Annotated in this window: 22 protein-coding genes; 14 read left to right on the top strand and 8 right to left on the bottom strand. The window is 73.4% G+C overall.

Going from position 1 to position 26,391, the window contains the following annotated elements; translation table 11 throughout:
- Positions 1-13 precede the first annotated feature (13 nt).
- Both AB0J76_RS37215 and AB0J76_RS37220 read right to left on the bottom strand, forming a co-directional pair.
- Positions 14-1,582: a sulfatase gene (locus AB0J76_RS37215; RefSeq protein ID WP_352326626.1), complete on the bottom strand. Its 1,569-nt coding sequence runs from the start codon at positions 1,580-1,582 to the stop codon at positions 14-16.
- Positions 1,583-1,966: 384 nt separating this feature from the next.
- Positions 1,967-2,644 carry a TetR/AcrR family transcriptional regulator gene (locus tag AB0J76_RS37220; protein WP_352326628.1) on the bottom strand — a complete coding sequence of 226 codons (678 nt, stop codon included), beginning with the start codon at positions 2,642-2,644 and terminating at the stop codon, positions 1,967-1,969.
- Positions 2,645-2,733: 89 nt separating this feature from the next.
- On the opposite strand from AB0J76_RS37220, the gene AB0J76_RS37225 reads away from it, so the two are divergent.
- The 11 genes from AB0J76_RS37225 to AB0J76_RS37275 all read left to right on the top strand — a co-directional run bounded on the left by AB0J76_RS37225 (position 2,734) and on the right by AB0J76_RS37275 (position 16,051).
- Positions 2,734-3,144: an organic hydroperoxide resistance protein gene (locus AB0J76_RS37225; RefSeq protein ID WP_352326629.1), complete on the top strand. Its 411-nt coding sequence runs from the start codon at positions 2,734-2,736 to the stop codon at positions 3,142-3,144.
- A 71-nt stretch (positions 3,145-3,215) separates the two neighbouring features.
- Entirely contained in the window at positions 3,216-5,450 is a 2,235-nt protein-coding gene (locus tag AB0J76_RS37230; RefSeq protein WP_352326631.1) for an immune inhibitor A domain-containing protein, read from the top strand.
- Positions 5,451-5,563: 113 nt separating this feature from the next.
- On the top strand, positions 5,564-6,235 hold the full coding sequence (locus AB0J76_RS37235; protein ID WP_364392360.1) for a hypothetical protein: 672 nt from the start codon (positions 5,564-5,566) through the stop codon (positions 6,233-6,235).
- 80 nt (positions 6,236-6,315) lie between these two features.
- The gene (locus AB0J76_RS37240; RefSeq protein WP_352328448.1) at positions 6,316-6,846 is read left to right on the top strand and encodes a PadR family transcriptional regulator; all 531 of its coding nucleotides are present in this window, start codon (positions 6,316-6,318) and stop codon (positions 6,844-6,846) included.
- Positions 6,843-7,523, top strand: coding sequence for an ABC transporter ATP-binding protein (locus tag AB0J76_RS37245; RefSeq protein ID WP_352328447.1), 681 nt, complete (start codon positions 6,843-6,845; stop codon positions 7,521-7,523). The genes AB0J76_RS37240 and AB0J76_RS37245 overlap by 4 nt, the downstream gene beginning before the upstream one ends.
- The gene (locus AB0J76_RS37250) at positions 7,520-9,742 is read left to right on the top strand and encodes an FtsX-like permease family protein (RefSeq protein WP_352328446.1); all 2,223 of its coding nucleotides are present in this window, start codon (positions 7,520-7,522) and stop codon (positions 9,740-9,742) included. The genes AB0J76_RS37245 and AB0J76_RS37250 overlap by 4 nt, the downstream gene beginning before the upstream one ends.
- 7 nt (positions 9,743-9,749) lie before the next feature.
- The gene (locus AB0J76_RS37255) at positions 9,750-12,059 is read left to right on the top strand and encodes a penicillin acylase family protein (RefSeq protein WP_352328445.1); all 2,310 of its coding nucleotides are present in this window, start codon (positions 9,750-9,752) and stop codon (positions 12,057-12,059) included.
- Between the two features lie 42 nt (positions 12,060-12,101).
- On the top strand, positions 12,102-12,884 hold the full coding sequence (locus AB0J76_RS37260) for a neutral zinc metallopeptidase (RefSeq protein ID WP_352328444.1): 783 nt from the start codon (positions 12,102-12,104) through the stop codon (positions 12,882-12,884).
- A 19-nt stretch (positions 12,885-12,903) separates the two neighbouring features.
- On the top strand, positions 12,904-14,304 hold the full coding sequence (locus AB0J76_RS37265) for a GAF domain-containing SpoIIE family protein phosphatase (RefSeq protein ID WP_352328443.1): 1,401 nt from the start codon (positions 12,904-12,906) through the stop codon (positions 14,302-14,304).
- A gap of 83 nt (positions 14,305-14,387) precedes the next feature.
- Positions 14,388-15,371: a helix-turn-helix domain-containing protein gene (locus tag AB0J76_RS37270; protein WP_364392367.1), complete on the top strand. Its 984-nt coding sequence runs from the start codon at positions 14,388-14,390 to the stop codon at positions 15,369-15,371.
- Positions 15,372-15,442: 71 nt separating this feature from the next.
- Positions 15,443-16,051, top strand: coding sequence for a cysteine hydrolase family protein (locus AB0J76_RS37275; RefSeq protein WP_352330351.1), 609 nt, complete (start codon positions 15,443-15,445; stop codon positions 16,049-16,051).
- Positions 16,052-16,130: 79 nt separating this feature from the next.
- Here the strand turns inward: AB0J76_RS37275 and AB0J76_RS37280 are convergent, their stop codons facing one another.
- Positions 16,131-16,607 carry a hypothetical protein gene (locus AB0J76_RS37280; RefSeq protein WP_352330349.1) on the bottom strand — a complete coding sequence of 159 codons (477 nt, stop codon included), beginning with the start codon at positions 16,605-16,607 and terminating at the stop codon, positions 16,131-16,133.
- A 250-nt stretch (positions 16,608-16,857) separates the two neighbouring features.
- On the opposite strand from AB0J76_RS37280, the gene AB0J76_RS37285 reads away from it, so the two are divergent.
- The gene (locus tag AB0J76_RS37285) at positions 16,858-17,229 is read left to right on the top strand and encodes an STAS domain-containing protein (RefSeq protein ID WP_352330347.1); all 372 of its coding nucleotides are present in this window, start codon (positions 16,858-16,860) and stop codon (positions 17,227-17,229) included.
- Between the two features lie 26 nt (positions 17,230-17,255).
- Here AB0J76_RS37285 and AB0J76_RS37290 read toward each other — a convergent pair whose 3' ends face one another.
- The 3 genes from AB0J76_RS37290 to AB0J76_RS37300 all read right to left on the bottom strand — a co-directional run bounded on the left by AB0J76_RS37290 (position 17,256) and on the right by AB0J76_RS37300 (position 22,575).
- Complete coding sequence (locus AB0J76_RS37290; RefSeq protein WP_352330345.1) at positions 17,256-17,618, bottom strand: cupin domain-containing protein; 363 nt, start codon at positions 17,616-17,618, stop codon at positions 17,256-17,258.
- 125 nt (positions 17,619-17,743) lie between these two features.
- Positions 17,744-19,282 carry an alpha/beta fold hydrolase gene (locus AB0J76_RS37295; RefSeq protein WP_364392373.1) on the bottom strand — a complete coding sequence of 513 codons (1,539 nt, stop codon included), beginning with the start codon at positions 19,280-19,282 and terminating at the stop codon, positions 17,744-17,746.
- 155 nt (positions 19,283-19,437) lie between these two features.
- Positions 19,438-22,575: a S8 family serine peptidase gene (locus AB0J76_RS37300; RefSeq protein WP_364392376.1), complete on the bottom strand. Its 3,138-nt coding sequence runs from the start codon at positions 22,573-22,575 to the stop codon at positions 19,438-19,440.
- Positions 22,576-22,658: 83 nt separating this feature from the next.
- Here AB0J76_RS37300 and AB0J76_RS37305 point away from each other — a divergent pair, with 83 nt between their 5' ends.
- Entirely contained in the window at positions 22,659-23,255 is a 597-nt protein-coding gene (locus AB0J76_RS37305) for an RNA polymerase sigma factor (RefSeq protein WP_352329914.1), read from the top strand.
- Positions 23,248-24,378 (top strand): CU044_5270 family protein, encoded by a 1,131-nt coding sequence (locus tag AB0J76_RS37310; RefSeq protein WP_352329916.1) that lies wholly within the window; start codon positions 23,248-23,250, stop codon positions 24,376-24,378. The genes AB0J76_RS37305 and AB0J76_RS37310 overlap by 8 nt, the downstream gene beginning before the upstream one ends.
- Before the next feature lie 42 nt (positions 24,379-24,420).
- Here AB0J76_RS37310 and AB0J76_RS37315 read toward each other — a convergent pair whose 3' ends face one another.
- Both AB0J76_RS37315 and AB0J76_RS37320 read right to left on the bottom strand, forming a co-directional pair.
- The gene (locus AB0J76_RS37315; protein ID WP_352329918.1) at positions 24,421-25,509 is read right to left on the bottom strand and encodes a serine hydrolase domain-containing protein; all 1,089 of its coding nucleotides are present in this window, start codon (positions 25,507-25,509) and stop codon (positions 24,421-24,423) included.
- A 126-nt stretch (positions 25,510-25,635) separates the two neighbouring features.
- Positions 25,636-26,373 (bottom strand): 3-keto-5-aminohexanoate cleavage protein, encoded by a 738-nt coding sequence (locus tag AB0J76_RS37320; protein WP_364392381.1) that lies wholly within the window; start codon positions 26,371-26,373, stop codon positions 25,636-25,638.
- Positions 26,374-26,391 lie beyond the last annotated feature (18 nt).

Here is a 26,391-nt window from a genome sequence, read left to right on the forward strand (position 1 = left end):
TCTGCTGTACGCCTCAGTGGAGGTGCGCGGCCGTCCAGCAGTCGGGCGTGCCCGATCTGCCGCACGTCGTCAGCCCGCGCAGGACTCCGGCCAGGTACGCCGTCCGGGCGTTGCCGGGGTCGTTGGACTCCTGGCGGGGGTCGGTGACGGTGTTGTAGTACTCGGGTTTCGGGTCGTTCTCGTACTCGACGTACAGCTCGCCCGCGGTTCGTACGGCGTTGTAGGTGGGCGGTTGCGCGTTGCCCTGCCTCAGCCGGTCGGCGTCGGGGTCGGGCCTGCCGGGCGTGCGCGGGTCGGGCTTGACGTGCTCGACCAGCGCCGCCTGCCGCCAGTCCGCGACCTGCCGGCCCTGGATGAGGGGGAGCAGGCTGCGGCCGTCCCGGCTGTCGCGGATCGCCGGGGCGATGCCGGCCATGTCGAGGAAGGTCGCGAACAGGTCCACGTTCTGGGCGATGGCGCCGCTCACCAGCCGGTCGCGCTCTCCGGTGACCGGCCGCCTGACCAGCAGCGGGACCCGTACGTCGTGGTCGTAGGCGGTGGACTTGCCGCGGACCAGCCGGTGCTGGCCGAGGTGGAAGCCGTTGTCGCTGGCGAACACGACGTAGGTGTTGCGGCGCTCGGGCTCGGTGAGCGTGGACAACACCCGTCCCACCATGTCGTCGACCGACTGGACCATGCGGATCCGGTCACGGAAGTCCTCGCGCAGCTCCTCGGCGCGTTTGGCCTCGATCGGGGCCCGGCGGACCCAGGAGGGTTTGTCGGCGGTGTCCTCGTCGAAGGAGGGCAGGGCGGTCACGTCGATGCCGGCGCAGTCGGGGCCGCCGCAGTCGCCGTGCGGGAACTCGCCGTCCGGGAAGCGGTCCTTCGGACGGTCGCGCGGCGCGGGCGGGAAACGCGGTTCGGTGTCGCCGGGCCTGACGTCCACCCGGTTGTGCGGGGAGAAGGGCGAGACCTGGAGGAAGAACGGCTTGCCGGGGGCGTGCTCGCGGGAGCGCTCGATGAAGCCGGTCGCCCGCTGGGCCAGCTCGTCGACCAGGTAGTCGCCCCTGGAGGGGGCGATCGGGCGCCGGTCGCCCGACTCCTCCCTGATGTAGCGGGTGAGCTGGTACCTGAACTCGTTGTAGCCGCCGCCCGCGGAGACGTGCCATTCGTCCCAGCCGTCCGGCACCTGGTAGCCGGGGCGGGCCGGGTACTCGTTGATGTACTTGCCCAGGTAGCCCGTGCGGTAGCCGGCCTGGTGGAGGGGGACGGCGTAGGTGCGGCCCTCGTGCCGGGCGAACGCCTCGTAGCCGCCGCGGTCGTAGCCCTGGTTGGTCCGTACGCCGGTGTTGTGGGGGAACAGGCCGGTGAACATCGAGGCGCGGGAGGGGCAGCAGAGCGAGTCGGACACGTAGTAGTCGGTGAACGTGGTGCCGCCCTCGGCGAGCCCGCGGACCGTGTCCATGTAGGGCAGTAGGTCGGCGGACAGGTCGTCCACCAGGAAGAAGATGATGTTCGGCTGGGCCGGCGGGGTGTCGGCGGACGCCGGGGGCGTGGGGGAGGCGGTGAGCAGAGCGAGGATGGCGGCCACCGCCGCAGCCACACATCTCCTGATATTTCGGGACAACGACATGACTGCCTCGTAAGCGGTGGTAGGAGAGCAACGGCGCTGCCCACTAATACCAGACAAACTACCCACAAAGCACAAAACCTCCCACACCCACCCCACCCATCACCGCAGCTCAGCAGCCTCGGGCGCGAAGAGCGAAGGGGATGGAGGGGGAAAGGCCCGGAGAACGCGGAGGGCGCGGCGGGCGCCAAGGGTGCTGAGGGGGCGGGCGGATGAGCGCGGGAGGCGCAGAAGGCGGAGGGTGCAGAAGCCGAGGGTCGCCGAAGGCGAAGGGATGTGAGCGTGGGAATGTCAAGGTGGGCTCGCGAAGGGCGCGGCGCGCTTCCCGGCCCTCGGTCCCCGCCTTCGACCCATGGTTCAGGCGCCCGGTCCTGGCTCTAGCGTCCGACCTCGGGCTTCGGCTTCCGGCTCTGGCCTCGAATTCGCTGCGCGTCTGTGGTCGCCGTCTCGGGGGTGGGGTGGGTCAGGGGGGAGGATGCGGGTCAGGGTTTCCTGGACGGTGGTGCGGACGGTGGCCGGGTCGTCCAGGTCGAAGCCCACTACCAGGCCGTCCCTGACCAGGAGGAGGATGTCGGCGGTGCGTTCGGCGTCGGCGTGGCCGTCGGCGGCCAGGAGGTCGCGGTACAGGTCGCGGTGCCAGCGCCGGTGCTCGGCGATGGCCTTCCGTACGGGATGCGCCGGATCCGGGTACTCGGCCGCCGTGTTGACGAACGGGCAGCCGCGGTAACCCGGGCCGGACCCGAACTCGCACATGAACGCGAAGACGGCCGTCAGCGTCTCCCGGGGTGAGTCAGCGCGCAGCGTGTCAACCATGGCCCGCTGCATCGAGCCCTGCTCGGCGATGTACGCCCGGACCAGCTCGTCCTTGCTCGGGAAGTGGTGGTAGAAGGTCGCCTTCGCGACGCCCGCCGCCGCGATGATCCGGTCGATCCCCACCGAGTGCACGCCCTCGGCGTAGAACAGCCGCGCCGCGGTCTCCAGGACCCGGGTGCGGGCCGGGCTCGGGCGGGGTTCCTTCACCGTCTCTGCGCTCACCCCTTGACGCTACCAGACAGACCTGTCTAGTCTCAGGCTCAACGAACTAGACAGACAGGTCTGTCTGATAGAGCGAAGGGCAACCGGTCATGAGCATGTACACCGCCATCGCCACCTCGGCGGGCCGCGACGGGCGCGCGGTCTCCTCCGACGGCAGGCTGGACGTCAAGCTGGCCCTGCAGAAGGAGCTGGGCGGCGACGGCGAGGGCACCAACCCCGAGCAGCTCTTCGCCGCCGGCTACGCCGCCTGTTTCGCCTCGGCCATGCGGCTGGTGGCCGGGCAGAAGCGGATCGACGTCTCCGACGCCGCCGTCACGGCGGAGATCGGCCTGTCGCCCAACGGTGCGGGCGGGTTCCAGCTCGACGCCACGCTCCGCGTCGAGCTGCCCGACGACATCGCCCCCGAGGTCGCCCGCGAGCTGGTCGAGGCCACCCACCTGGTCTGCCCGTACTCCAACGCCACCCGCGGCAACATCCCGGTCAACCTGATCGTCGAGTGACGCAATCTGCCTCCCCGGAAGATCGGCCGGAGGTAGAGACGGGAGACTTGAAGTGTGACATGTTACATGCCATGCGAATCACTCTCTCCGCGGCGGCCGCCCTCCTGGCGATCGCCGCGCTCGGCGTCCCTTCCGTCTCCGCCGCGGCGGAGCCCGCGGCGGCGCCCGCGAAGAAGGTGAGCAGGGAGATCTCCCCGCTCAGCCCGCAGCAACGCGAGCAGGCGGCGCTGCGCAGGCAGGCCGTCGAAGGCGTCTTATCCCCGGACGCGGCGGCGGCCAAGGCGCGGCCCGGCCGCTCGGTCAAGGTCGGCCACCGCTACGTCGAGCTCGCCCAGGAGCGCAAGGACCAGGTCTTCGTCGTCCTGGCCGAGTTCGGCGACAAGGTGGACAACGAGACGAAGATCGACGGCCAGATCAAGTACGGCGGTCAGCCCGGCCCCCGCCACAACGCGATCCCCGACCCGCGCGGCACCGACGACAACCACACCCTCTGGCGTCCCGACTTCGACCGCGCCTCCTACGCGAAGTCCTACTTCGCCACCGGCGGCAACTCCCTGCGCGACTACTACCGCCTCCAGTCCTCCGGCCGCTACGACCTCGACGGCTACGTCAGCGACTGGGTACGCGTGCCGTACAACGAGGCCCGCTACGGCAGCGACCGGTGCGCCCCCGAGGAGGGCGGCATCTGCTGGAACAACTGGGACCTGGTCCGCGACTCGGCCAACGCCTGGTACGAGGCCGAGAAGGCCAAGGGCAGGACGGTGGAGCAGATCCGCGCAGAACTGGCCAAGTACGACGTCTGGGACCGCTACGACCACGACAACGACGGCGACTTCGACGAGCCCGACGGCTACCTGGACCACTACCAGGTCGTGCACGCCGGCGTGGACGAGACCTGGGGCGGCGGCGCGCAGGGCGCGGACGCCGTCTGGGCCCACCGCTACTTCGCCTACTGGCCCGAGCGCGGCCAGGCCGGCCCCGAGGGCAACCGCAACGGCGGCACCCAGATCGGCGACACCGGCATCTGGGTCGGCGACTACCTGACGGTCGGCGAGAACAGCGGCGTCGGCCTGACCGCCCACGAGTTCGGCCACGACCTCGGCCTGCCCGACCTGTACGCGGGCGGCGGCGACAACTCGGTCAACTTCTGGTCGCTGATGTCGTCCGGCTCCTACCTGAGCTCGCGGACCGGCCCGCTCGGCGAGTACGCCGGCGACCTGGACGCCTGGAGCAAGCTCCAGCTCGGCTGGCTGGCCTACGACCGGGCCCGCGCCGCCACCCCCTCCACGCACACCCTCGGCGTCGGCTCCTACAACACCCGTGATCCGCAGGGGCTCGTGGTGGACCTGCCGGCGCGCGAGATCAGCACCCCGCTGGGCCGGCCGTACCAGGGGGAGTGGCAGTGGTGGAGCGGCAAGGGCGACAACCTTGAGCAGACGCTCACCCGGCAGATCGACCTCTCCCGGGCCACGGAGCCGACGCTCAGGGCGCACGCGGCCTACGCGATCGAGCAGGGCTACGACTTCCTGTACGCCGAGGTCTCCCGCGACGGCGCGGCCTGGACGCCGGTCGGGCAGCCGCTCACCGGAAGCTCGGACTGGCGGGAGATCGCCTACGATCTGAGCCCGTACGCGGGCGGCAGGATCTGGTTCCGCTTCCGCTACTCGACCGACTCCAACACCTCCGAGTCCGGCTTCCGGCTGGACGACGTCCAGGTGCCCGGCGTGTTCGCCGACGACGTCGAGCAGGGTGAGGACGAGTGGACGGCGGTGGGCTTCGCCCGCAGCGGCGAGGTGGGCGTGCAGCGCTTCTCCCGGGCCTACCTCGCCGAGAACCGGCGTTACACCGGGTACAACGCCTACCTGCGGACCGGGCCGTACAACTTCGGGTGGACCGGCAGCCAGCGGGTCGAGCACTACCCGTACCAGCAGGGCGTGCTCATCTGGCTCTGGGACGCCTGGTACGGCGACAACACCACCCGCGACCACCCCGGCGAGGGCATGATCCTGCCCGTCGACGCCCGGCCCGAGCCGCTGCGCTGGGCCAGTGGGGCGGCGGCCGGGGCGCGGCTCCAGGTGTTCGACGCGCCGTTCGGCAATGCCCGCACGGACCGGCTGCGGCTGCACTCGGCGGGCGTTCCCGCCGTGTTCCCGGCGCGTCCGGGCGTTCCGGTGTTCGACGACCACCGGGGCGTCTACTGGCACCCCGATCTGCCGCAGCTCGGGGTGAAGGTGCCCGACACCGGCACCCGGATCGCCGTCCTGCGTGACGGGGACCGCGCGCTCGTGCGCGTCTCGGCCTCCTGACGCGGCCGCGGCCCGCGCGCGGGGACGCGGGCCGCAGGTCGATGGGCGTTTACGACCGTTTTAGGCGGTTCGGGGCAGGGTTGTGGTGTTGTATCCCATGGAGAGGAAAGACCATGACCTCTGGGCCTGACGGATTCGGCAAGGCGGAGACCCTGGAGCACGAACCGCCCAGGCGCCGATTCCCCCGCTCCGTACTGCTCGCCGCGACCACCGCGGTCGTCCTGGCCACCGGCGCCGGCGTGGCCGCCGCCTCGGCGCTCTCGCCGGCGCCGTCGCCCACCGGGACGCCCCCGCCCGCGGCGAGCCCGTCGGCCGTCCCGCCGGGCTCGCCGTCCGACAAGGGACGCGGCTGGGGGCGCGGGTTCGGCGGCCCGCCCGTCCACGGCGAGTTCGTCGTGCCCGACGGGCAGGGCGCGTACGTGACGGTGGCCACCCAGTACGGCGACGTCACCGCCGTCGGCCAGAACTCCGTCACGGTCAAGAGCGCGGACGGCTACACCAAGCAGTACGTCGTCGACGCAGGCACCCGGATCAACCGCGACCAGGGTATCGACGCGATCAAGACCGGCCAGAAGGTCATGGTCAGCGCCAAGGTCACCGGCGGCACGGCCACCGCCGTCACCGTCCACGACGTGACCGCCCGCGACGGCCGCGGCCGGCACCCCCACGGCGACGACCGCTGGGACGACCGGAACGGCGACAGGAACGGCGACTGGCACGGCGACAAGGGCGGCCCCCGGCACGGCGACCACCGCCCCACGCCGTCACCCAGCGCCACCTCCTGAGGGACGCCGACCGAGGGACGCCGACCGAGCTCGACGCGATTATGCCCCCCGTATATACCCTCGGTATATAGTGCGGGAGCATGAGCGTTCCTCTTGCGCTGCTCGGACTCCTTGAGCGGGAGCCGAGCCACGGCTACGACCTGAAGCGCGACTACGACACCTATTTCGGCCGCGGCAAGTCCCTGCCCTTCGGCCAGGTGTACTCCACCCTCGGCCGGCTGGCTAGGGACGGCAAGGTCACCGCTGGGGAGAGCGAGCCCGGCGACGGCCCCGAGCGCAAGCGCTACGCGATCACCCCCGTCGGCGCGCGTGAGGTCGAGGCGTGGCTGAGCGAGCCGGTCGCGGCCGAGCCGTACCTGCAGACCGTGCTGTTCACCAAGGTCGTGCTGGCGCTGATGCTGGGCCGCGACGCGGCGGCCTACCTCGACCTCCAGCGCGCCACCCACCTGCGGCGCATGCGCGAGTTCGCGCAGATCAAGCGAGGGGACTCGCTCGCCGACGCGCTGCTCGCCGACCACGGCATGTTCCACCTGGAAGCCGACCTGCGCTGGATCGACGTCACGCAGGCGCGGCTGGACGCGCTGGCCGAGCTGGTGCGGGGGTCGTCGTGATCCTGGAGGCCCGCGGGATCAGCCGCTCCTTCGGCCGCACCCCGGCGCTGCGGGAGGCGAGCCTGGAGGTGGCGGCGGGCGAGATCGTGGCGGTCATGGGCCCGAGCGGCTCGGGCAAGTCGACGTTGCTGCACTGCCTGGCCGGGATCTTCACCCCCGACAGCGGCGAGGTGTGGTTCGACGGCAGCCGCCTGGACACCATGAGCGACGACCGGCGCACCCGGCTGCGGCGCACCGCGTTCGGCTTCGTGTTCCAGTTCGGGCAGCTCGTGCCGGAGCTCACCGCGGCCGACAACGTCGCCCTGCCGCTGCTGCTCGCGCGTACCGGGCGCAAGGAGGCGTACCGGCGGGCGGCGGGCTGGCTGGAGCGGCTGGAGCTGGCCGAGCTGGGCGGGCGGCGCATCGGCGAGCTGTCCGGCGGGCAGGCGCAGCGGGTGGCGATCGCCAGGGCGCTGGTGACCGGGCCGCGGGTGTTGTTCGCCGACGAGCCGACCGGCTCGCTCGACTCGCTGACCGGCGAGCACGTCATGGAACTGCTGGTCGGCCTGGCGCGCGAGGAGGGCACGACCGTGCTCGTGGTGACCCACGACGCCCGCGTCGCCTCCTGCGCCGACCGGGAGGTCATCGTCCGCGACGGCCGGCTCACCGACCCCTTCGCCGGTCAGGTCGTACGGTGATCGCCCTCGGCCTGCGGCTGTCGCTGGCCGGAGGCAGGGAGGCGGCCGCCCGGCTCGCGCTGATCGTCGCGGGCGTGGCGGTCGGCGTGACGGTGCTGCTGGCCACGCTCTCCCTGTTCAACGCCTTCCAGACGGCCGGCGAGCGCACCTGCTGGGAGTGCACCCGCGGCACCGCCCCCAGCGGCTGGGCCCTCGACGCCACCGCCACCGGCGCCCTGTGGAACTACCACGAGGACTACTACGCCGGACGCCCGATCAGGCGGCTCGACGCCGCCGCGCTCGGCGGTCAGGCTCCCGTCGTCCCCGGGCTGTCGCGCATGCCCGCGCCGGGCCAGTACTACGTCTCCCCGGCGCTGGCCGGGCTGCTGGACTCGGCGCCGCGCGCGCAGCTCGCCGACCGCTTCCCCGGCACGAGGGCAGGGACGATCGGCCGCGCCGCGCTCACCGGCCCCGACGACCTGACCATCGTGATCGGCCGCACGCCCGAGCAGGTCGCCGCCCTGCGCGGCACCCGGCAGGTCGACACGACGGCCGACGAGCCCGCCGTCGACGGCGACGCCGACGTCTACCACTTCGGGTTCGCGATCGCGGCCGTCGGGCTGCTGCTGCCGCTGCTGGTGCTGGTCAACACCGCCACCCGGTTGGCCGCCGCCCGCCGCGAGGCGCGCTTCGCCGCGATCCGGCTGGTGGGCGGCACGTCCCGGCAGGTCAACCTGTTCGCCGCGGTGGACTCCGCGCTCGGCGCGCTGACCGGCACGCTCGCCGGGATCGTGCTCTTCCTCCTGGTACGTCCGGCCGTCGCCGGCATCCGCGTCACCGGCTCCCGGTTCTTCCCCGACACGGTGACCCCGGCCGCCTGGCAGTACGCGGCCGTGCTCGCCGGCGTCCCGCTGCTGGCCGGGGTGAGCGCGCTGTGGTCGCTGCGCCGGGTCCGGATCTCGCCGCTGGGCGCGCTCAGGAAGGGCGCCCCACGGCCGCCGCGCGCCTGGCGGGCGATCCCGCTGCTGGCCGGGCTGGCGCTGTTCGCGGTGCCGATGTTCCAGACCGACGACCGCAAGCCGGACGCCGGGCCGGCCTCGGCGGGCCTGGCGCTGATCATGATCGGGCTCATCCTGGCCGGCCCCTGGCTGACGATGCTGGCCGCCCGCCTGGCCGCCCGGCTGACCGGCGGAGCGGCGACGCTGCTGGCCGCCCGGCGGCTGGCCGCCGACCCGAAGGCCGCCTTCAGGTCGGTGAGCGGGCTCGTCCTCGCGGTGTTCATCGGGACGGCGATCGCCGGGATCGTGCCCGCCGTGGTGGACGGCCAGCGGGCGGTGGCCGGCGGCACGCTGTCCGGCGTGCTGCGCGCCCCGCTCGGCGACCTCGGCGGCGGCGGGTTGTCGCCGCAGGCCGGGGCCGAGCTGGTGGCCCGGCTGCGCGCGTATCCGGGCGTCGGCGTGCTGCCGATCCACGCCGCGAAGGAGGAGGCGGAGGACCGGGTGATCGACCCCGAGCGGCCGCCGCCGCCCCGCGCGGTCGTCGAGTGCGCCGACCTGGCCCGCTTCCCGGCGCTCGGGCAGTGCCCGCCGGGCGCGCGGGCGGTCGCCGGACGGTTCGACCGGGTGGTGGAGGCCGACAACCCGCTCACCATCGACAAGCTGATCCCCCTCGCCGGGCCCGGCAGCGAGCCGGTCTCCGCCGACGGGCTCAATCTGGCCTCCGTGCTGGTCACCATGGCCGACCCGGCGACGCTGGAGGAGATCCGCACCCTGCTGGCCGGGCAGAGCACCGGCCCGCCGATGACGTTCGACGAGGTCGCCCAGGTCCGGGCGGCGCTCTACACGCAGGCCGAGAACGTCGCGCTGGCCATGGTCGCGCTGACGCTGCTCGCCGGCGGCTGCAGCCTGCTGGTGGCGGTCGGCGGCGGGCTGGTGGAACGCCGCCAGCCGTTCACGCTGCTGCGGCTGGCCGGCACCCCCGGCCGCACCCTGGGCGCGGTCGTGCTGCTGGAGTCGGCGTTGCCGCTCGTCCTGGCGGCCGTCGTGGCGGCCGGGGCCGGGTTCGGGGTGGCGGCGCCGTTCATCGACGCCCTCGCCATGAAGGGGGCCTCCCTGGCGATGCCGGGGCCCGCGTACTTCGCCGGCGTCGGCGGCGGGCTGGTGGCCTCCCTGCTGGTGATCTCGACCGTCCTGCCGCTGCTGCGGCGCATGACCTCGCCCGACAACGCGCGTTTCGAATAGGAGCCCCATGAAGCTGCGAGCGTCCTGCGCGGCGATCGTGCTCGCCGTGCTCGCCGGCCTGCTCACGGCCCCGCCGGCCCCGCCGGTCGCGGCCGCCGCCGGCCGCTACTCGGCCGAGATCCGGCGCACCGAGTACGGCATCCCGCACGTGTCCGCCAAGGACCACGGCGGCCTCGGCTTCGGCTACGGGTACGCCTTCGCCCAGGACAACCTGTGCGTGCTGGCCTCGTGGGTGGTGACGTTGCGCGGCGAACGATCCCGCCACTTCGGCCCGCGGGCCCTGTCCGACGACCCGGTGCGCCCGGTCGCCAACCTCACCAGCGACCTCTACCACCGCAGCGTCGCCGACTCCGGCGTCGTCCGGCGGCTGCTGGCCAGGCCCGCCCCCATCGGGCCGAGCGCGGAGCTGCGCGAGCTGGTCGACGGGTACGTGGCCGGCTACAACCGCTACCTCGACGACACCGGCGTGGCCGACCTGCCCGACCCCACCTGCCGCGGCAAGTCGTGGGTCGGCCCGATCACCGCCGACGACGTCTGGGCCAACCTCCTCGACCTCGGCCGCATGTCGGGCAGCTCGGCGCTCAAGGAGGCCATCGTCGGCGGCGGCGGCGGGGACGACGGCCCGCGCCGCGCCCCCGGCAGCAACGGCTGGGCGCTGGGCCGCGAGGCCACCCGCGACGGCCGCGGCATGCTGCTGGCCGACCCGCACTTCCCGTGGAACGGCGTCCGCCGTTTCTACCAGGTGCAGCTCACCATCCCCGGCGTGCTGGACGTCGCCGGCGGCAGCCTGTACGGCACCCCCGTCGTGCAGATCGGCCACAACAGGACCGTCGCCTGGACCCACACCGTCTCCCACGCCCAGCGGTTCACCCTCTACCGGCTCCGACTGGCGCAGGGCGACCCCACCACCTACCTGGTCGACGGCCGGCCAGAGCCGATGGGCCGCCAGGAGGTCGTGGTCCCGCTCCAGGACGGCACCCTCGTCTCCCGCACCCTGTTCACCTCCCGCTACGGCCCGGTGCTGGCCGCCGGGCGCGGCGAGGAGTACGCGTACGCGCTGGCCGACGTCAACGCCGCCAACCTGCGGGCGGCCGACGAGTGGCTGGCGATGGCCAAGGCCGGCGACCTGCGCGGGCTGCGCGCCGCCCAGGACGCCCACCAGGGCCTGCCGTTCGTCTACACGCTGGCCGCGGACGTCGGGGGGACGGCGTCCTTCGCCGACGCCTCCGTCGTTCCGCACGTCACCGACGCCCAGGCCCGCCGGTGCGCCAAGCCGTCGCCCGACCCGTCGATCGACGCCTTCGTCCTGGACGGCTCGACCTCGGCGTGCCTGTGGGGCAAGGACGCCGACGCCGTCGTGCCGGGCATCTTCGGCCCCGGCAACCAGCCCGGCCTGACCCGCGCCGACTACGTCGCCAACTCCAACAACAGCCCGTGGATGACGAACCCGGCCGCGCCGCTGACCGGCTACGACCAGGTCTGGGGCACCGTACGGACCGACGTGGAGCTGCGGCCCCGGGTCAGCCTGGACATGATCGACCGGCGGCTCAAGGGCGCCGACGGGCTCGGCGCGCCCGGCTTCACCCTGGAGACGCTCCAGGCCACCGCGCGGAGCAAGCGCAACCTCGGCTTCGAGCTCATGCGCACGGACCTGAAGGCGTTGTGCCGGGACCGTCGCGAGCTGCGGGCCTCCTCGGGGGAGCGGGTCGACGTACGGGACGCCTGCCGGACCCTGACCCGCTGGGACGGGCGCGCCACCCTGGACGGCGAGGGGGCCGTGTTATGGCGGCGGTTCTTCGACGGGCTGCAGGCCCCCGTCAAGCCCGGAGAGCCGCCGCAGAGCTGGTGGCGGGTGCCGTTCGACCCCGCCCGCCCGCTCACCACGCCGCGCGGCCTCAAGCGGGACGACCCCGCCGTGCGGCGCGCCCTGGCCGACGCCGTGCTGTTCTTCCGCGACAACCGCCTGCCCCTGACCCTGACCACCGGCCAGGCCCAGCACTACGCGTCGGTCCCGATCCCCGGCTGCACCGAGGGGGAGGGCTGCTTCGACCGCGTCCGCAACTCCGGCCCGCTCGGCAAGGACGGCCGCTACCCCGATGTGAACACCGGCTCCAGCTTCATGATGGCCGTCGAGCTCACCCCGGACGGGCCGCGCACCCGCACCGTCCTGACCTACTCCCTGTCCGCCGACCCGAGCTCCCCCCACCACACCGACCAGACCGCCCTGTTCTCCCGGGGAGGCTGGGTCACGGAACGCTTCACCGACGCCGAGATCCGCTCCGCCCCGCAACTGAACGTCACCACCGTGACGGGCTGACCAGCTTGTGGCGGCGGGGTTCTGGCCCTATTGTCACCCTTCGTGAAACCCCTCATGATCTTGACGATGGCGGGCGTGCTCACGGCCTCCCTGGCCGGCACGGCCGCCGCCGAGAGTGCGGCCTACCCGGTCAAGCACCCCAAGCTGATCGCCAACCCCCTCTACGAGGCGGGCCCGCTGCCCACGACCACCTGCGCCGAGCCGCGGGTCAAGCGCCACAACGTCAAGCAGGCCCGCGCCTACGTGGACGCCGTCATCGCCTGCCTGGAGACCACCTGGCAGCAGCACCTGACCGCGGCGGGGCTGCCGTACGAGCCGGTGAAGGTCCGGCACATGAACCGCATCCCCAAGAACTACTGCGGCATCCCGGCGAGCAGCGACGACTCGCGGACGTGGTACTGCGACAAGACACGCACGCTCGTCTTCCAGATCGGCAAGAGCTTGACCGACGACCCGAGCGACCTGTGGCTGCTGCACATGGCGGCCTCGATGTACGCCTACCACGTGCAGAACCTCGTCGGGATCTCCGACGCCATCGACGTGATCCCGTACTCCGGCAAGGCCGAGGGGCGTGAGCAGGGCCGGCGCGGCAACCTCCAGACCGACTGCCTGTCCGGCGCGTTCATCAAGAGCGTCTGGCCTCTGCAGGGCCGGTCCAAGAAGGACTGGGACTACTTCGTCGCCCTCCCCTTGGGCGACAACGAGGGCAGGTACAGCTGGTACGGCAAGAGCGCCACCATCCGCTCCTGGATCAAGCAGGGCTTCGCCACCGGAGACCCGGGCTCCTGCAACACCTGGGCGGCTGCCTCCTCCAAGGTGCTCTGAGCGCCCTCCCGCAGTGCCCGTGACCAGGTGTCATGCCGGTGACCGGGGGCATGACCTGGGCAAGGGCATCTCGGGGGGTGGGGTGGGCGGACAGCGGCCGGAGGGCGGCGCGTACGGCGGAGACCTGGGGCCGTTCGGCGCCGAGAAGCTCCGGCGGCTGCAGGCGAGCCTGACGCAGATCGAGGATCTGCACGGCCGGATGGCGCGCCTGCTGGAGGCCGTCCTCGCGATCAGTTCCGAGCTGGAGCTGAACGCGGCCCTCCGCACGATCGTGGAGGTCTCGGCCGACCTGGTGGACGCCCGGTACGGCGCCCTCGGCGTGCTCAACGACGAGGGCGAGTTCGCCGACCTGTTCACCTACGGCGTCACCGAGGACGTGCACGACGCCATCGGCCGCCTGCCGACCAGCCACGGCCTGCTCCAGGAGCTGATGGCCCGGCCGCGGCCGCTGCGCGTGGACGACGTGCTCGCCCATCCCGGCTTCCGCGAGTACCCTCCCGGCCATCCGGTGATGCACACCCTGCTGGGCACGCCGATCCTGGTCCGCGGCACCGTGTACGGCAACCTGTACTTCGCCGACAAACGGTCGGGCCTGCCGTTCACCGGCGACGACGAGCGGATCGTCGCGGCGCTGGCCAGCGCGGCCGGCGTCGCCATCGAGAACGCCCGCCTCTACGAGCGCATCCGCCGCAACACCGAGGAGTTCCAGAGCAGCCTGCTCCCGTCGCTGCCCGACCTGAACGGCCTGTGGGCCTGCGCCCGCTACCTGCCCTCCAGCACCGTCCCGCGCATCGGCGGCGACTGGTACGACGCGATCGTCCTGCCCGACGGCGTGCCCTGCCTGATGGTCGGCGACGTGATGGGCCACGACCTGCGCTCGGCCACCGTCATGAGCCAGATCAGCAACATGTTGCGGGTGCTCGCCTACGAGCACTGCGAGCCGCCGTCCCACATCCTGCGCCGCCTCGACGAGATCCTGCACGCCCTGCACGGCGGCCCGATGGCGACGGTGCTGCTGGCCCGCCTGGAGGAGTACGGCGGCACCGACTGGCGGCTGAGGTGGGCCACCGCCGGGCACCTGCCCCCGCTGCTGCTCCCCGTCGAGGGCCCCGCCCGCTACCTGCGGGCCGAGGGCGGCCACCCCCTCGGCGTCACCCCCGACCTGCCCCGGCCCGACCACGAGCAGGTCATCCCGGCCGGGTCCACGCTGCTGCTCTACACCGACGGGCTCGTCGAGGACCCCGCGCACGGCCTCGACCGGGGCATGGAGAGCCTGATCCGCACCGCCTCCCGGCTGCGCCACCTGCCCCTGGAGGAGATGTGCGAGCTGCTGCTCGTGCACCGGGGCGAGGGCTTCACCGACGACGTCGCCCTGCTGGCCCTGCGGCTCGGCGAACCGGCCGACCTGCACGTCGGCTGACCGGCCCGGCCGCCTGGTCGATGGCCAGATATGACAGATAACTGTCGTTGCGGACATTCCGCCAGTTCGGTGAGAATCGGGTCATGCCCGCTGCTCACCGCGTCGTCATCGCGCTCTTCCCGGACGTCGACCTGCTCGACGTCACCGGCCCGGCCGAGGTGTTCGCCCTGGCCAACCGGGTCCCCGGTCGCGCCCTGTACGACGTGCGGCTGGCCGGGCCCCAGGGCGGCCAGGTCACCACGTCCGCCGGGGTGCGGCTGGTCGCCGACCTGACGTTCGACCAGGTCGGCGACCAGGTGGACACCCTGGTGGTGCCCGGCGCGGTGACCGTCACGCCCGACGGGCCCCGCGCCCTGACGGACGCCGAGGTGGTCGCCTGGGTACGGCGGACCGCTCCGGGCGCCCGCCGGGTGGCCTCGGTGTGCGTCGGCGCGCACATCCTGGCCGAGGCCGGCCTCCTGGACGGCCTGACCGCCACCACCCACTGGTCCACCGCCGGGCAACTGGCCGCCGACCACCCCCGGGTCACCGTCGATCCCGATCCGATCTTCCTGCGCTCCAGCGGCCGGATCTGGACGGGCGCGGGCATCAGCGCCTGCCTCGACCTGACCCTCGCGCTGGTGGCCGAGGACCACGGCGAGGAGACGGCCCTCGCGGTGGCCCGCGAACTGGTCGTCTACCTCAAGCGCCAGGGCGGCCAGAGCCAGTTCAGCGTCCCGCTGACCCGGGCCGCCTCGGGCCGCCGCGACATCGACGACCTGCGCCTGTGGATCGCCGAGCACCTCGCCGAGGAGCTGACGACGGTCGAGCTGGCGGCGCGGATGGGGCTGAGCCAGCGCCAGTTCACCCGGGTGTTCCGGCAGCAGACCGGCTTCACCCCGGCCGCGTACGTCGAGTCGGCGCGTGTCGAGGTGGCGCGCCGGCTGCTGGAGACCACCGACCTGCCGCTGCCCCGGGTGGCCGCCGACAGCGGGCTCGGCTCGGTGGAGACCCTGCACCGCGCCTTCCGCCGCCGTCTGGGCACCGGCCCCGGCACCTACCGCCGCCGTTTCCACACGGTGGCCTGATCCCGCATCTGCCTGCGTGCGCCGTCCGAGCCGGGCGGCGGCGCGAACCTGCCCGAAAGGAAACCCCTGCCATGAGCAGCACCGTCTCGCCCACCCTGCGCCAGGTCGTCGGCCTGCCGGCCGAGCCCGCCCGGCTGGCCGACTCGACCCTCGTGCTGATCGACTACCAGAACACCTACCGCACCGGCGTCATGGCCCTGCCGGACGCCGACCGGGCCCTCGCGGCCGGCGCCCGCCTGCTGGAGCGCGCCCGAGCCGCCGGTGCCCGCGTCGTGCACGTCGTCAACGACGGCGGCCCCGGCAGCCCGTACGACGTCCGCGCCGAGATCGGGGCGATCAGCGCGCCGGTCGCGCCGCGCGACGGGGAGCCGGTGGTGGTCAAGACGTTCCCCGACGCCTTCCACCAGACCGGGCTCCAGGACGTCCTGGAGGGCCTGGCGGCCGGGCCCGACCTGGTCCTGGCGGGGTTCATGACCCACATGTGCGTCACCTTCACCGCCCAGGGGGCCTTCCGGCTGGGCTACCGCCCCACGGTCGTCGCCGACGCCTGCGCCACCCGCACCCTGGCCGGCCCCGGCGGCGCGCCGCTGGCCGCCGACGTGCTGCACGAGGCCGCCCTGACGACGATCGGCGACCTGTTCGGCCTGGTGGTCCCCACGATCGACGCCCTGCCCGCCTGACCGTCCCCGTTCCGGCCGGTCCCGGCCCGGTCCCGGCCCGGTCCCGTGGCGGTTCGGGGCCGGGCGGGCGGTCGCGGGGTCAGCCGGTGGCCGGGCGGCGGCGGCCGGCGACCAGGCGGTCGGCCGGCGTCCGGTGACGCGCGGCGGGGGCGGAGTCGGGCTGCCGGTCGGCGGTGCGCCCACTGGTTCGCCCAGTGGTGGGCCCGGTGGTGGGCCCGGTGGTGGCCACCAGGCGGTCGGCGGGCTGGTCCGTCGTGCGGCGCTCGTCCTGGTCCGTGGCGGGCCGGTCGTCGGCCCGCTCGGCCAGCAGACGGCGCAGTTCGCGGCGGCGGGCCAGCCTGCGGCCGATCCCGGCGGCGATCAGGAAGGCGCCGAAGATGAACGCGGCGGCGGTGGCCGCCCCCGCGGCGAACAGCTCCAGGTCACCTACCCGGAAGGTGACGCCCATGAGCGTCAGCGCGGCGGTGGCGGTGGTCGTCGTCTGGGTGAACAGGACGACCACGGCGGCCGACCCGGCGACCATGAGCAGCAGGCCGAGCAGGACCATGGTTCTCACTCTCCTCGAACGTCGGCGATCACGTTTCATTGCCGCTGCCCAGCATTTCTTTACTCATGTATGGGCATGCGTCCGGCGTCGAAGAAATGGCCGCGCATTCGCATCCGGAATGGCCGCGCGGAGCATCGCTAATTGCTTCGCGAAAAAATCCGCATTGAGCAGCGGCGCTGCGCCCGGCGGGCAGGTCACGGGGTTTGTCGGCCGGTGGGCAGGGGAGAGCGGACCAAGAAGGGAAGTGATAGCAGTGAAAGTGGACACTTTCCGGCTCCTGGCGAACTCCGCAGGAGAAACGGTCGTTCTGCATCCGGCCGGGGACCTTGACCTGCACACCGCCGGCGCCATCGAGGATTGGGCGACCGGCTATCTCGACGGCACGCCGGCCGCCGTCACTTTGATCGATCTGTCCGACGTCGGCTTCATGGATTCGGCCGGACTCGGCGCGCTGATCGGCGCGTGGAAACGCATCACCGCCACGGGACGGACGGTGATGGTCGCCGCGCCGACCCCGCAACCGGCCAGACTGATGCGGATCACCGGCCTGGAAGGGCGTCTCGGCGTACGCGCCACCGTCGCCGAGGCGCTGGAGGAGATCATTCCCAGACGGACGCACGCGCCCGCCTAGGCGGCGTCCGTCCGGAGCGTGCGGCGTCAGCCGTCACTCGCCTTGGCGTAGTCGGCGGCGCCGCCCGCGAAGTCGTACAGGACGACCTGTTCGTCCCCGACCACCCAGGCGTCGTGTCCGGGCGGGCAGACGAAGACCTCGCCCGGCCCCGCCTCGGCCTCGGTGCCGTCGTCCATGCGCAGGCGCATCCGGCCCGAGACCACGAAGCCGTTGTGGTGCACCTGGCAGGACGACGTGCCGGCGATCGGCCTGACGGACTCCGACCACCGCCATCCCGGCTCGAACGTGGCGACCCCGAAAGTCAGGCCGCTCAGCTCGCAGATCTCCAGGTGGCCCTTCGGGAAGTCCCGCCGCTCGTCGGGCTTGTCGATGCTCTTGACCTCGATCATGGCTCACCCCCTCGTCAGCTACCTTCTTACGCTGAATTGTCCATACCGAGGGGTTGGCCAGGGCAAATATCCCTTTGTGGGGACGGGTACGGCCCGCGAGCGGGGCCGTACCCGTGTCGTGCGGACTATCCGGCCCAGGGCAGCGAGTCGGACGGCCACGCCCGCTTCGTCTGCTTCCTGAACGTCTCCTCAGGCGTGCCCACGGCGCAGCGGGTGCCCTGCGGCGGAACCTTCAGATCGATGAGGTACTGGTCGATGATGTCGGTCTGGCACTTGTCCTTGCCGTAGATGCGGTGACCCCAGCCCTCGTACGTGAGCAGCACGGCCTTCGAGCCGAGCTGGCGGTTGACGTTGGCCGCCCAGATCCACGGCGTGGCCGGGTCGTGGATCGAGTTGCCGAGCAGCAGCGGGGCCTGGCCGGTGTACCGCAGCGAGTGCGGCGGGTTGACGGGGGCGCCCGAGTTCATGCAGATGGGCAGGTCGTCGGTCGGGTAGGGGTGGTACTTCGTGTCCGGCGCCAGCAGGCCGGCGGTGCGCATGAGTGCGGCGTACTCGGCGTAGCTGTTCACCTTGAGGTTGTAGTCCTGGCAGAGGATCCGGGTCGGCAGTTCGGCGACGTCGCCCTCCACCGGGCCCCGGCCGGGCAGCGGGGGCACCCACTCGGGGGCCGGGCCGCCGTTCAGCCAGTTGATCACTTCGCTCAGCGTGCGCCAGTCGGGCCCCTCGTTGCCCAGCGCGGCGTTGTAGATGACCTGCAGCTCGGTCATCCGCTGACCGGTGCTGGGGTAGACCAGCTCGCCGCGGCGGGCCTTGTCCAGCAGGCTCTTCCAGATCGCGCGGATGTCGCGGCCGTTCAGCACGCAGCTGGTGTCCTGCTGGCACCAGCCGACGAACTGGTCGAAGCCGTCCTCGACGGCCAGGGCCTCGGTGGCGAAGAAGCCCTTCACGCCGAGGCTGTGGTCCATGTTGCTGTCGAGGGCGAGCGCCCGGATGCGGCCGGGGAACAGCTCGGCGTACATCTGGCCGATCAGGGTGCCGTACGAGATGCCGTAGTAGGTGAGCTTCTCCTCGCCGAGGGCGGCGCGGAGGGCGTCCATGTCACGGGCCACGGAGACGGAGTCCACGTGGTCGTAGAGCGGGCCGGTACGGGCCCGGCAGTCCGGGTGCAGCTTCTTGGTGAAGGCGTTCCAGGCGTCGAAGTCGGCCTGGCTGCGCATGACGGTCGGCGGCATCTGGTTGTAGACCGACGCCGAGCAGATGACCGGGTGGCTGCGGCCCACGCCGCGCGGGTCGAAGCCGACGATGTCGAACCGCTGCTGCAGCTCCTCGGTGTAGGACCCGGGAGCGCCGTAGACGGCCTCCACGCCGGACCCGCCAGGGCCGCCGGGGTTGATCACCAGCGAGCCGACCCTGGCGGCCGGGTCGGTGGCCTTGCGCCGGGCGACCGCGAGGTCGATCGAGGGCCCGCTCGGCTGGGCCCAGTCGATGGGCACGGTGAGCTTGCCGCACTCGGCGCTGGGCTCCTCCTCGCAGGGCGCCCAGGTGATGGCGTTCGTCGTGGTCGTGGCGGGTTTCGCGGTCGTCGCCGCGTTGGCCGCCGGAACCGGGATCAAGGTCGCCAGCGCCACGAAGGCGGTGGCGAACAGTGGGAGTCTTCTCCGCAAAATAGGGCTCCAATCAACGGCCGGTGCGCCCCCCGTGGGCATCCGGCCGAGCTTGATCATCGCGGTTTATGGATGGAAATGACGGCAAAATCGGAAATTTCCTCAAAGTCGCCCGAGTGCTCTGTGCGCCCCGAGCCCTCCGCCGAACCGGCGGGTCACCCGATCCGGTAGGCGCGGATCACCGTCTGCTCCACGGTGTTGCCCCCGGTGTCGGCGGCGCGGGCGCGCAGGGAGACGAAGCCCGCCCCGGCCGGGTGGCGCAGCCGTACGGCGCCGCCCGCGACCTTCGCCGCGCGCCAGGTGCGGCCGTCGTCGTAGGAGACCTCCACGGCCAGTTCCCGCACCGCCCCCGCCTGCCCGCGCACGGACACCGGCACCGCGAACGCCCGGCCGGCGGGCGCGCCGCTCGCCGGGTCCAGCGCGGGCGAGAAGGCGACGACCGGCAGCGGCAGCGCGCCGTCCCGGCCACCGGCCGAGCGGAACGTCCAGGCGACCGCCGTACGGGTGGAGAGCAGCTCCGGGCCGCGCTCGGCCGCCATCTCCAGCCGGTAGGCCGCCTCCCCGGCCGGCACATCGAACCGCGCCCCCAGACCGGGCTCCTCCGCCACCAGCTCGCCGTCGCGGTAGAGGGCGGTCCGCGCGCCGGACACGCTCGACATCCCCGGATGACCGGCCCCGTCGGCGTACAGCGCGGGGAATGCGGAGATCACGTCACCCATGCGGGAGACGGGAGGAGTGCCGTCCTCGGTGACCGGCGCGGGACCGAAGACGCCGCGGTTCCAGGTCTCGTCGTAGGCGTGTCCCGCCTCGTACCTGCGGGGGGTCGAGATCAGGTCGGCTCCCCACGTCGGGCCCATTTCCGTGTAGACGTTCTGCCAGCGGAGGCCGCCGCCGGTGTTGACGTACTCGGTGTGCGTGAAGGGGGGCCGGAAGTCGGTCACGAACATGATGCCGAAGAACCGTCCCTCCGCGGGCCAGGCGGCGCTCGCGGCGCCGGCGTCCGTGCCGGCCGCCGGCGCGCCGTAGTCCCTGCGGATCGTGGCCAGGTCCGCGCGCCCGACCCGGCGGCTGAAGCCGGTCGGCACCTGGCCCTGGACGAACCACGCCAGCCGGTACGCCTGAGCGCTGCCCGCCAGGTCGCCGTCCGGGCCCGGCACCGCCCACTGGCCGGCGACCCTGGTCAGCAGGTCGTACCGGCCGGACCCGACCTGCGCGGTGCGGATGCCGGGCGCGGCGTCGAACATGGTGGCCTCCGCGCCCAGGTAGTAGGGGAAGCCGTCGAGCGTGCGGCCGCCGTAGGTCACCTCGGTCATCAGGTGCCTGGCCGCCGGGTCGGGCGGCGCGATGGACACCGGCCGCGCCCGAGCCGGGTCCAGCCGCAGCGACTGATCCCGGTCCAGGCGCAGGCCGGGATGGACGAGCATGGTCAGACCTTCGCCGTCGGTGGTCCGGCTGTCGACGACGTAGGTGCCCTTGGCCAGCCGCAGCGTGACCCTGCCGCCCGCCTGGACGGTGACCGGGTTCCAGTCCTTGCGGGCGACGTCGGTCCGGTAGAGGGTGGTCAGCGCGTCGGCGGCGCCCGGCCGGTCGAGGGTCAGGTCGTAGCTCTCGACCTCCTTGACCACGGCGAGCGGCGTGCTCACGGTCGTGCCGTCCTCGGCGGTGGCCTCCAGGTAGCCGCCGAGCGGCCCGTCGGCCGCGTCGCCGCGGGTGTCGGCGGTGACGGTCGCCTCCGCCCGGCCGCCGGCGGGGACGGTCAGCGTGCCGGGCGACACCTCGAACACGTCCGCGCCGGCCCGCGCCGACAGGCGCAGCGTCACCGGCTCAGGGCCGTCGTTACGGTAGGCGAGCTTCCTGGTGACCGGCTGGTCGTCGTCGTGCGGCCAGGCGAGCACGCCGAAGCTGACCGACGCGGGGGAGGCGGTCACCGTCTGGCCGATCGCGCGGCCCACGTCGAGGCGCCCCGCGCCCTGGGCGTAGATGCCGGTGCCGGGCTGCGGCCGGGCGGAGGCCATGAGGGCCGCCTTGAGCTGCTCGGGCGTCCAGTCCGGGCGCAGCCCGGCCAGGATCGCGGCCGATCCCGCCGCGTGCGGGGCCGCCATGGAGGTGCCCGACATCTCGACGTACGGGCCGTCGCCGGGGGAGTCCTTGCCACGCGCGGCGCGGATGGCGACGCCCGGCGCGGTGAGGTCGGGCTTCAACGCCGAGTCGCCCGCGCGGGGACCGGCGCTGGAGAAGACGGCCAGACGGTCGGCACGGTCCACCGCGCCGACCGACAGGGCGGCGTCCGCGGTGGAGGGCGAGGAGACGGTGCCCGGCTTGCCGTAGTTCCCGGCGGCCACGACGAACAGCACGCCGTACCGCTCGGTCAGCGTCCGGACGGCCTCCTCCAGCGGGTCCAGGCCGGGGACGTCCGGCGAGCCGAGGCTGAGGTTGGCCACCTTGGCCCCCTGCTCGGCGGCCCACTGCATGCCGGCCAGGATCGCCGACTCCGCGCACCAGCGGTCGGCGCACACCTTGGCGTCCAGGAGGGTGGCGCCCGGCGCGACACCGCGGTAACGCTCGCCGGTCCCGGCGATGGTCGAGGCCACATGGGTGCCGTGCCCGGTGAGGTCGGCCGCGGTGTCCGTGCCGGTGAAGTTCCGGCGGGCCGCCACCTTGCCGGCCAGGTCGGGGTGGGTGTCGTCGATGCCGGAGTCCAGGACGGCGACCTTCACCCCGGCGCCCGTGTAGCCCTTCTCCCAGGCGGCGGGGGCGCCGATCTGCTTGACGCTGCCGTCCAGCGACAGGGTCGCCCGGCCGTCGAGCCAGATCTTCCCCGTGCCTGAGGTGAGCGAGGCCTTGAGGTCCGGCCAGGAGCCGGCGGCGGCGTCGAAGCGTACGGCGGCGCCGTTCACGGCCGGCAGGTCGCGGGTCACCGCCATGCCATGGGCGGCCAGGCCCGGCCGGCGGGCGGCGTCCGGGCCCGCGACGATGAGGGGCAGGGCGCCGGGGGCGTACTCCAGCAGGGTCGTCACGTCGAACAGGCGGGGGTCGAGCCGGCCGGCGGCCAGCAGGGGGACGGCGTCGCCCGGGATGACGCGGAGCCGGTCGCCGATCTTCTCCGTGCTGAAGACGACGCCCGTACGGCCCTTGCCCGGCGCGACGCGCACGCCGTCGGCGACGAGGCTCACCCGGTCTCCCGTGATCAGCGTCACGGTACGGGCGGGGCCGCCCGGCGGGGCCGGCAGGCCGGAGGGGACGGCTCCGAGGAGGGCGATGGTCAGCGAGACCGCTGTCGTTCTGAGGATCACATGTCTTCTTGGCGGAATGCCCGCCCCCTCTTCACGGGCTGAGAGGGCGTGAAGAAGGACGGGCGCTCCCGCCAAGTAGGGGTGTGACACAAACCATGACGGTCGAGGACGAGCAGGCGATCGCCGAGTCCCTGCGCCTCCCCGAGAGGTTCGGGGTGCTCTACGACCGCTACTTTCCCGAGATCCACCGGTACGTCGCCGGCCGCCTCGGCACCCAGGCCGCCGACGACCTCACCGCGGAGATCTTCCTGGCCGCCTTCCACGGCCGGGCCGGCTTCGACTCCGGCCGTGGGGTGGTCCGCGGCTGGCTGTACGGCATCGCCACCAACGTCGTCGCCCAGCACCGCCGGAGCGAGCTGCGCCGGTTGCAGGCGATGCAACGGGCCCCGGAAGGGACGCTCACCGGCGAACAGGCCGAGGACGGGCACGAGGACCTGGTCGCCGGACGGCTGGCGGCGGCGGGCGTCAAGGACGACCTGGTGGCGGCCCTGCAGGCGATGCCGGACGCCGACCGCGACGTCCTGCTGCTGCTGGCGCTGGCCGATCTGAGCTACCAGGAGATCGGCCAGGCCCTCGACATCCCCTCGGGAACGGTCGGTTCCCGGCTGAACCGCATCAGAAGGAAGCTTCGCGCCGCCCTGGGCGGCGTCAATCCCCTGCTTGGAGACTCCCGTGGCTGACCTGAACCAGGACCTGACCCTGATCCGCGACCTCTACGCGGCCCCGCCCCCCACCCCCGAGGTGCTGGCCGACGGCCGGGCCCGCCTCGCCGACGCCTACGCCTCCTCCATGGACGCCGGCGTCCGCCGGGAGGAGCGGCGGCCCCCGCTGCGGGCGCTGCCGGACGGCGGGAGGGGCCGGCGGCGCTGGCCGCTCGTGGGGGCGAGCCTGGCCGGGGCGGCCGCCGTCACCCTGGCCGCCACCTTCCTCACCGCACCCTCGACGCCTTCGACACCCGCGACACCCGCGGCGTCCGCGGCGCCCGCCCGGCTCTCGGCCGGTGAGATCCTGCTGGCCGCCGCCGGCTCGGTCACCCCCGACGCGGGCGACGGCGCGTACTGGAGGCGCGACGGCGTCGCCGGCCGGTACGAACGCGCGCCCGGCGGCCACTACACCCTCAAGACCAGCCGCTCGATCGAGCTCTGGCTCCCCAAGGCGGCCGGCCGCCCCACCTGGGTGATCCGCCAGGACCTCGGCGCCGAGCCGGCGACGCCCGAGGACGAGACGGCCTGGCGCGCCGCGGGCTCCCCCCGGACCTGGACCCTGAGCCGGGGCACGCCCCCGGTGAAACTGCAGGCCGGCCCGGGGGAGCGCGACGCCGTACGCGACGACAGCGGCAAGACCCTCACCCTGCTCGGCACGCCCATGACGCCCGCCACCCTGAACGCCCTGCCGACCACCCCGGAGGCGCTGCGCGACACCCTCGAACGCCTCGTGTCCAAGGGGTACGGCAAGGAGCGGGTGGACATGAACGCCCAGCTGTTCGAGACCGGCGTGCGGCTCGTCATGAACTTCCCGACCTCGCCGGAGGTGCGGGCGGCGACGTACCGCATGCTGGCCGCGCTCCCGGGGGTGAGCGCGGAGAGCGAGGCCACCGACCCGCTCGGCCGCAAGGGCCACGCGGTCAGCCGGCCGGCCGGGCCGGGCGAGCGGTACCGGTTCGTCGTGGACACCGCCACCGGCCTGCCGCTGGCCCTGGAGTCGACGATCGGCCAGGACCGCTCGTACGAGGCGATCAGGACGGCCGCCTGGACCGACGAGGAGCCCCGGCTCCCGGCCCTGCGCCGCGACATGAACCGCTGACCCCGCCGTTCAGCGGGCGCGCGGGGGCCGGCGGGACCCCGGTCAGCGGGTGCACAGGGCGGTGTCGAAGGCGGCGATCAGGAGGTCGCGGGCCTTGCCGCCGTTGGCCGAGCCCGTGGTGTAGACGGTGACCGCGCGGCCCGCGCGGTCGCGGCCGCTGAAGGTGGACACGCCCGGGACGTCGCCGCCGTGCCCCCACAACTTCCCGCCGCAGCTCAGCGGGATCTCCATGACGCCGTAGCCGTACCGGGCGCCCTTGGGCCAGCCGGGCCGGTCGATGTCGACGTACGAACCGGATGTGACGGACTGCGCCCGCCAGAACGTGTTCAGGTCGCGCGGCGTCGAGACCAGCCCGCCGCTGGCGCCGAACGCGTGGCCGGGCAGCCGGGTCAGGTCGACGACGCCGTCCTTGGGACGCAGCGGGTGCACGCCGTAGGTGTGCGCGTGCGGCCCGCGGATGCCGGTCTCGCCCTCGGCCGGCCAGTACGTGTCCCGCATGCCCAGCGGCCTCAGCACCAGGTCGCGGCTGACCGCGCGGAAGTCGCGGCCGGTCACCGCCTGCGCGACCAGGCCGAGGACCAGGTAGTTGGTGTTGGAGTAGGCGAACCGGCCGCGGGGCGTCGGTTCGAGGGAGAGGGCCAGCTTGAGCAGGTCCTGCTTGCCGATCTTCGACCAGTCGGCGGCGGGGGTGAAGTCCGGCAGGCCGCTGGTCTGCTGCAGGAGCATCTTCACGGTGATGTCCCGTCCGTCGATGCCCTTGCCGCGGACGACCCCCGGCAGGTACGTCTCGACCGGCTCGTCCAGGTTCACCTTGCCCTGGCCGGCCAGCTTGAGCACGGTGGCCGCGATGATCGACTTGCTCACGCTGGCGATCCTGAACCGGCCGTCCGCGCCGGGCATGGGCTGCTTGGTGCCGCGCCGCGCGGTGCCGGAGACGACCGTCGTGGTCCGGCCGTCCGGGTGGCGGACGTAGGCCACGGCGCCGGGCACGTCGGGGGAGGCGGTGAGGGCGTCCAGCCGCGACTGCAACGACGGCGCACGCTCGGCGGCGAACGCCGGAGCCACCGGTGCGAGCGCCAGCGGGACGATCACGAGCAGGGCGAGTGCGCGCCGGGCGGTGGAGGAAGGCATCGGGACTCCTTGTCGCGTCGATCAAGCTCTGTCCCGACTGTGGCGAATCAGCGGCTTCGGCACAGTCACGGCACCACCCGCCCTCGTGCGGGGGTTGTCCCTACCGCCCGGCGCGCGCGTCGCCCGCTACCCGCCGGGGCGGGCGATGGCCAGGACGTGGCCGACGAGGGCGGCGTTGTCCTCGGCCGGGCCGCCGTCCGGGTCGAGCAGCGTGTCCTCCAGGCCGATCCGGGTCGCGAGGCCCCGCCGTACGGCCTCGGCCACCAGCGGCCACGTCGCCGGCCCCTCGCCGTGCAGCAGGCGGGGGGCCGGCGACCCGTCCAGGCGGTCGAGAATGGCCGCGGCCCGGGGGATCGCCTCCTCGGCCGGCGCGTCGATCACCTCGACGAGGATGCGCGTCATCCGCCCGGCCAGCCCCGAGGCGGTCAGCGTCGCGGCGTCGGCCGGCGTCCACACCCCCGCCTCGACCCCGATCCCCGCCGCCAGCAACGTCCGCGCCAGCTCGCCGAACCCCGGCTCCGACAGGTTCACCGACGCGAAGTCCGGACGGGCGCCGGCGGGCAGCTCCGCCCAGGCGGTCACCGCGTCCAGGCGGGCCGCGGCGTCGCCGCCCGTGATCCACAGCCCGGTGGACACGCCCACGGGCAGCCCCGGCGCCGCCGCCCTGACGGCCGACGTCGCCGCCCCGACGTCGGCGGCGGCCAGCGACTCGCGTCCCGCCGCGTCCCGCGGATGGAGGTGTACCGCCCCCGCCCCCGCCCGCCGCACGGCCACGGCGTCGGCGGCCAGCTCGGCGGGCGTCAGGGGCAGCCGGGGATGCTCGTCGGCCGCCCGGCTTCCGTTCAGACACGCTTTGATGAACATGAGCCCCATCCTTACCCG

The sequence above is a fragment of the Nonomuraea sp. NPDC049624 genome, assembly GCF_040675255.1.
Lineage (GTDB): Bacteria > Actinomycetota > Actinomycetes > Streptosporangiales > Streptosporangiaceae > Nonomuraea.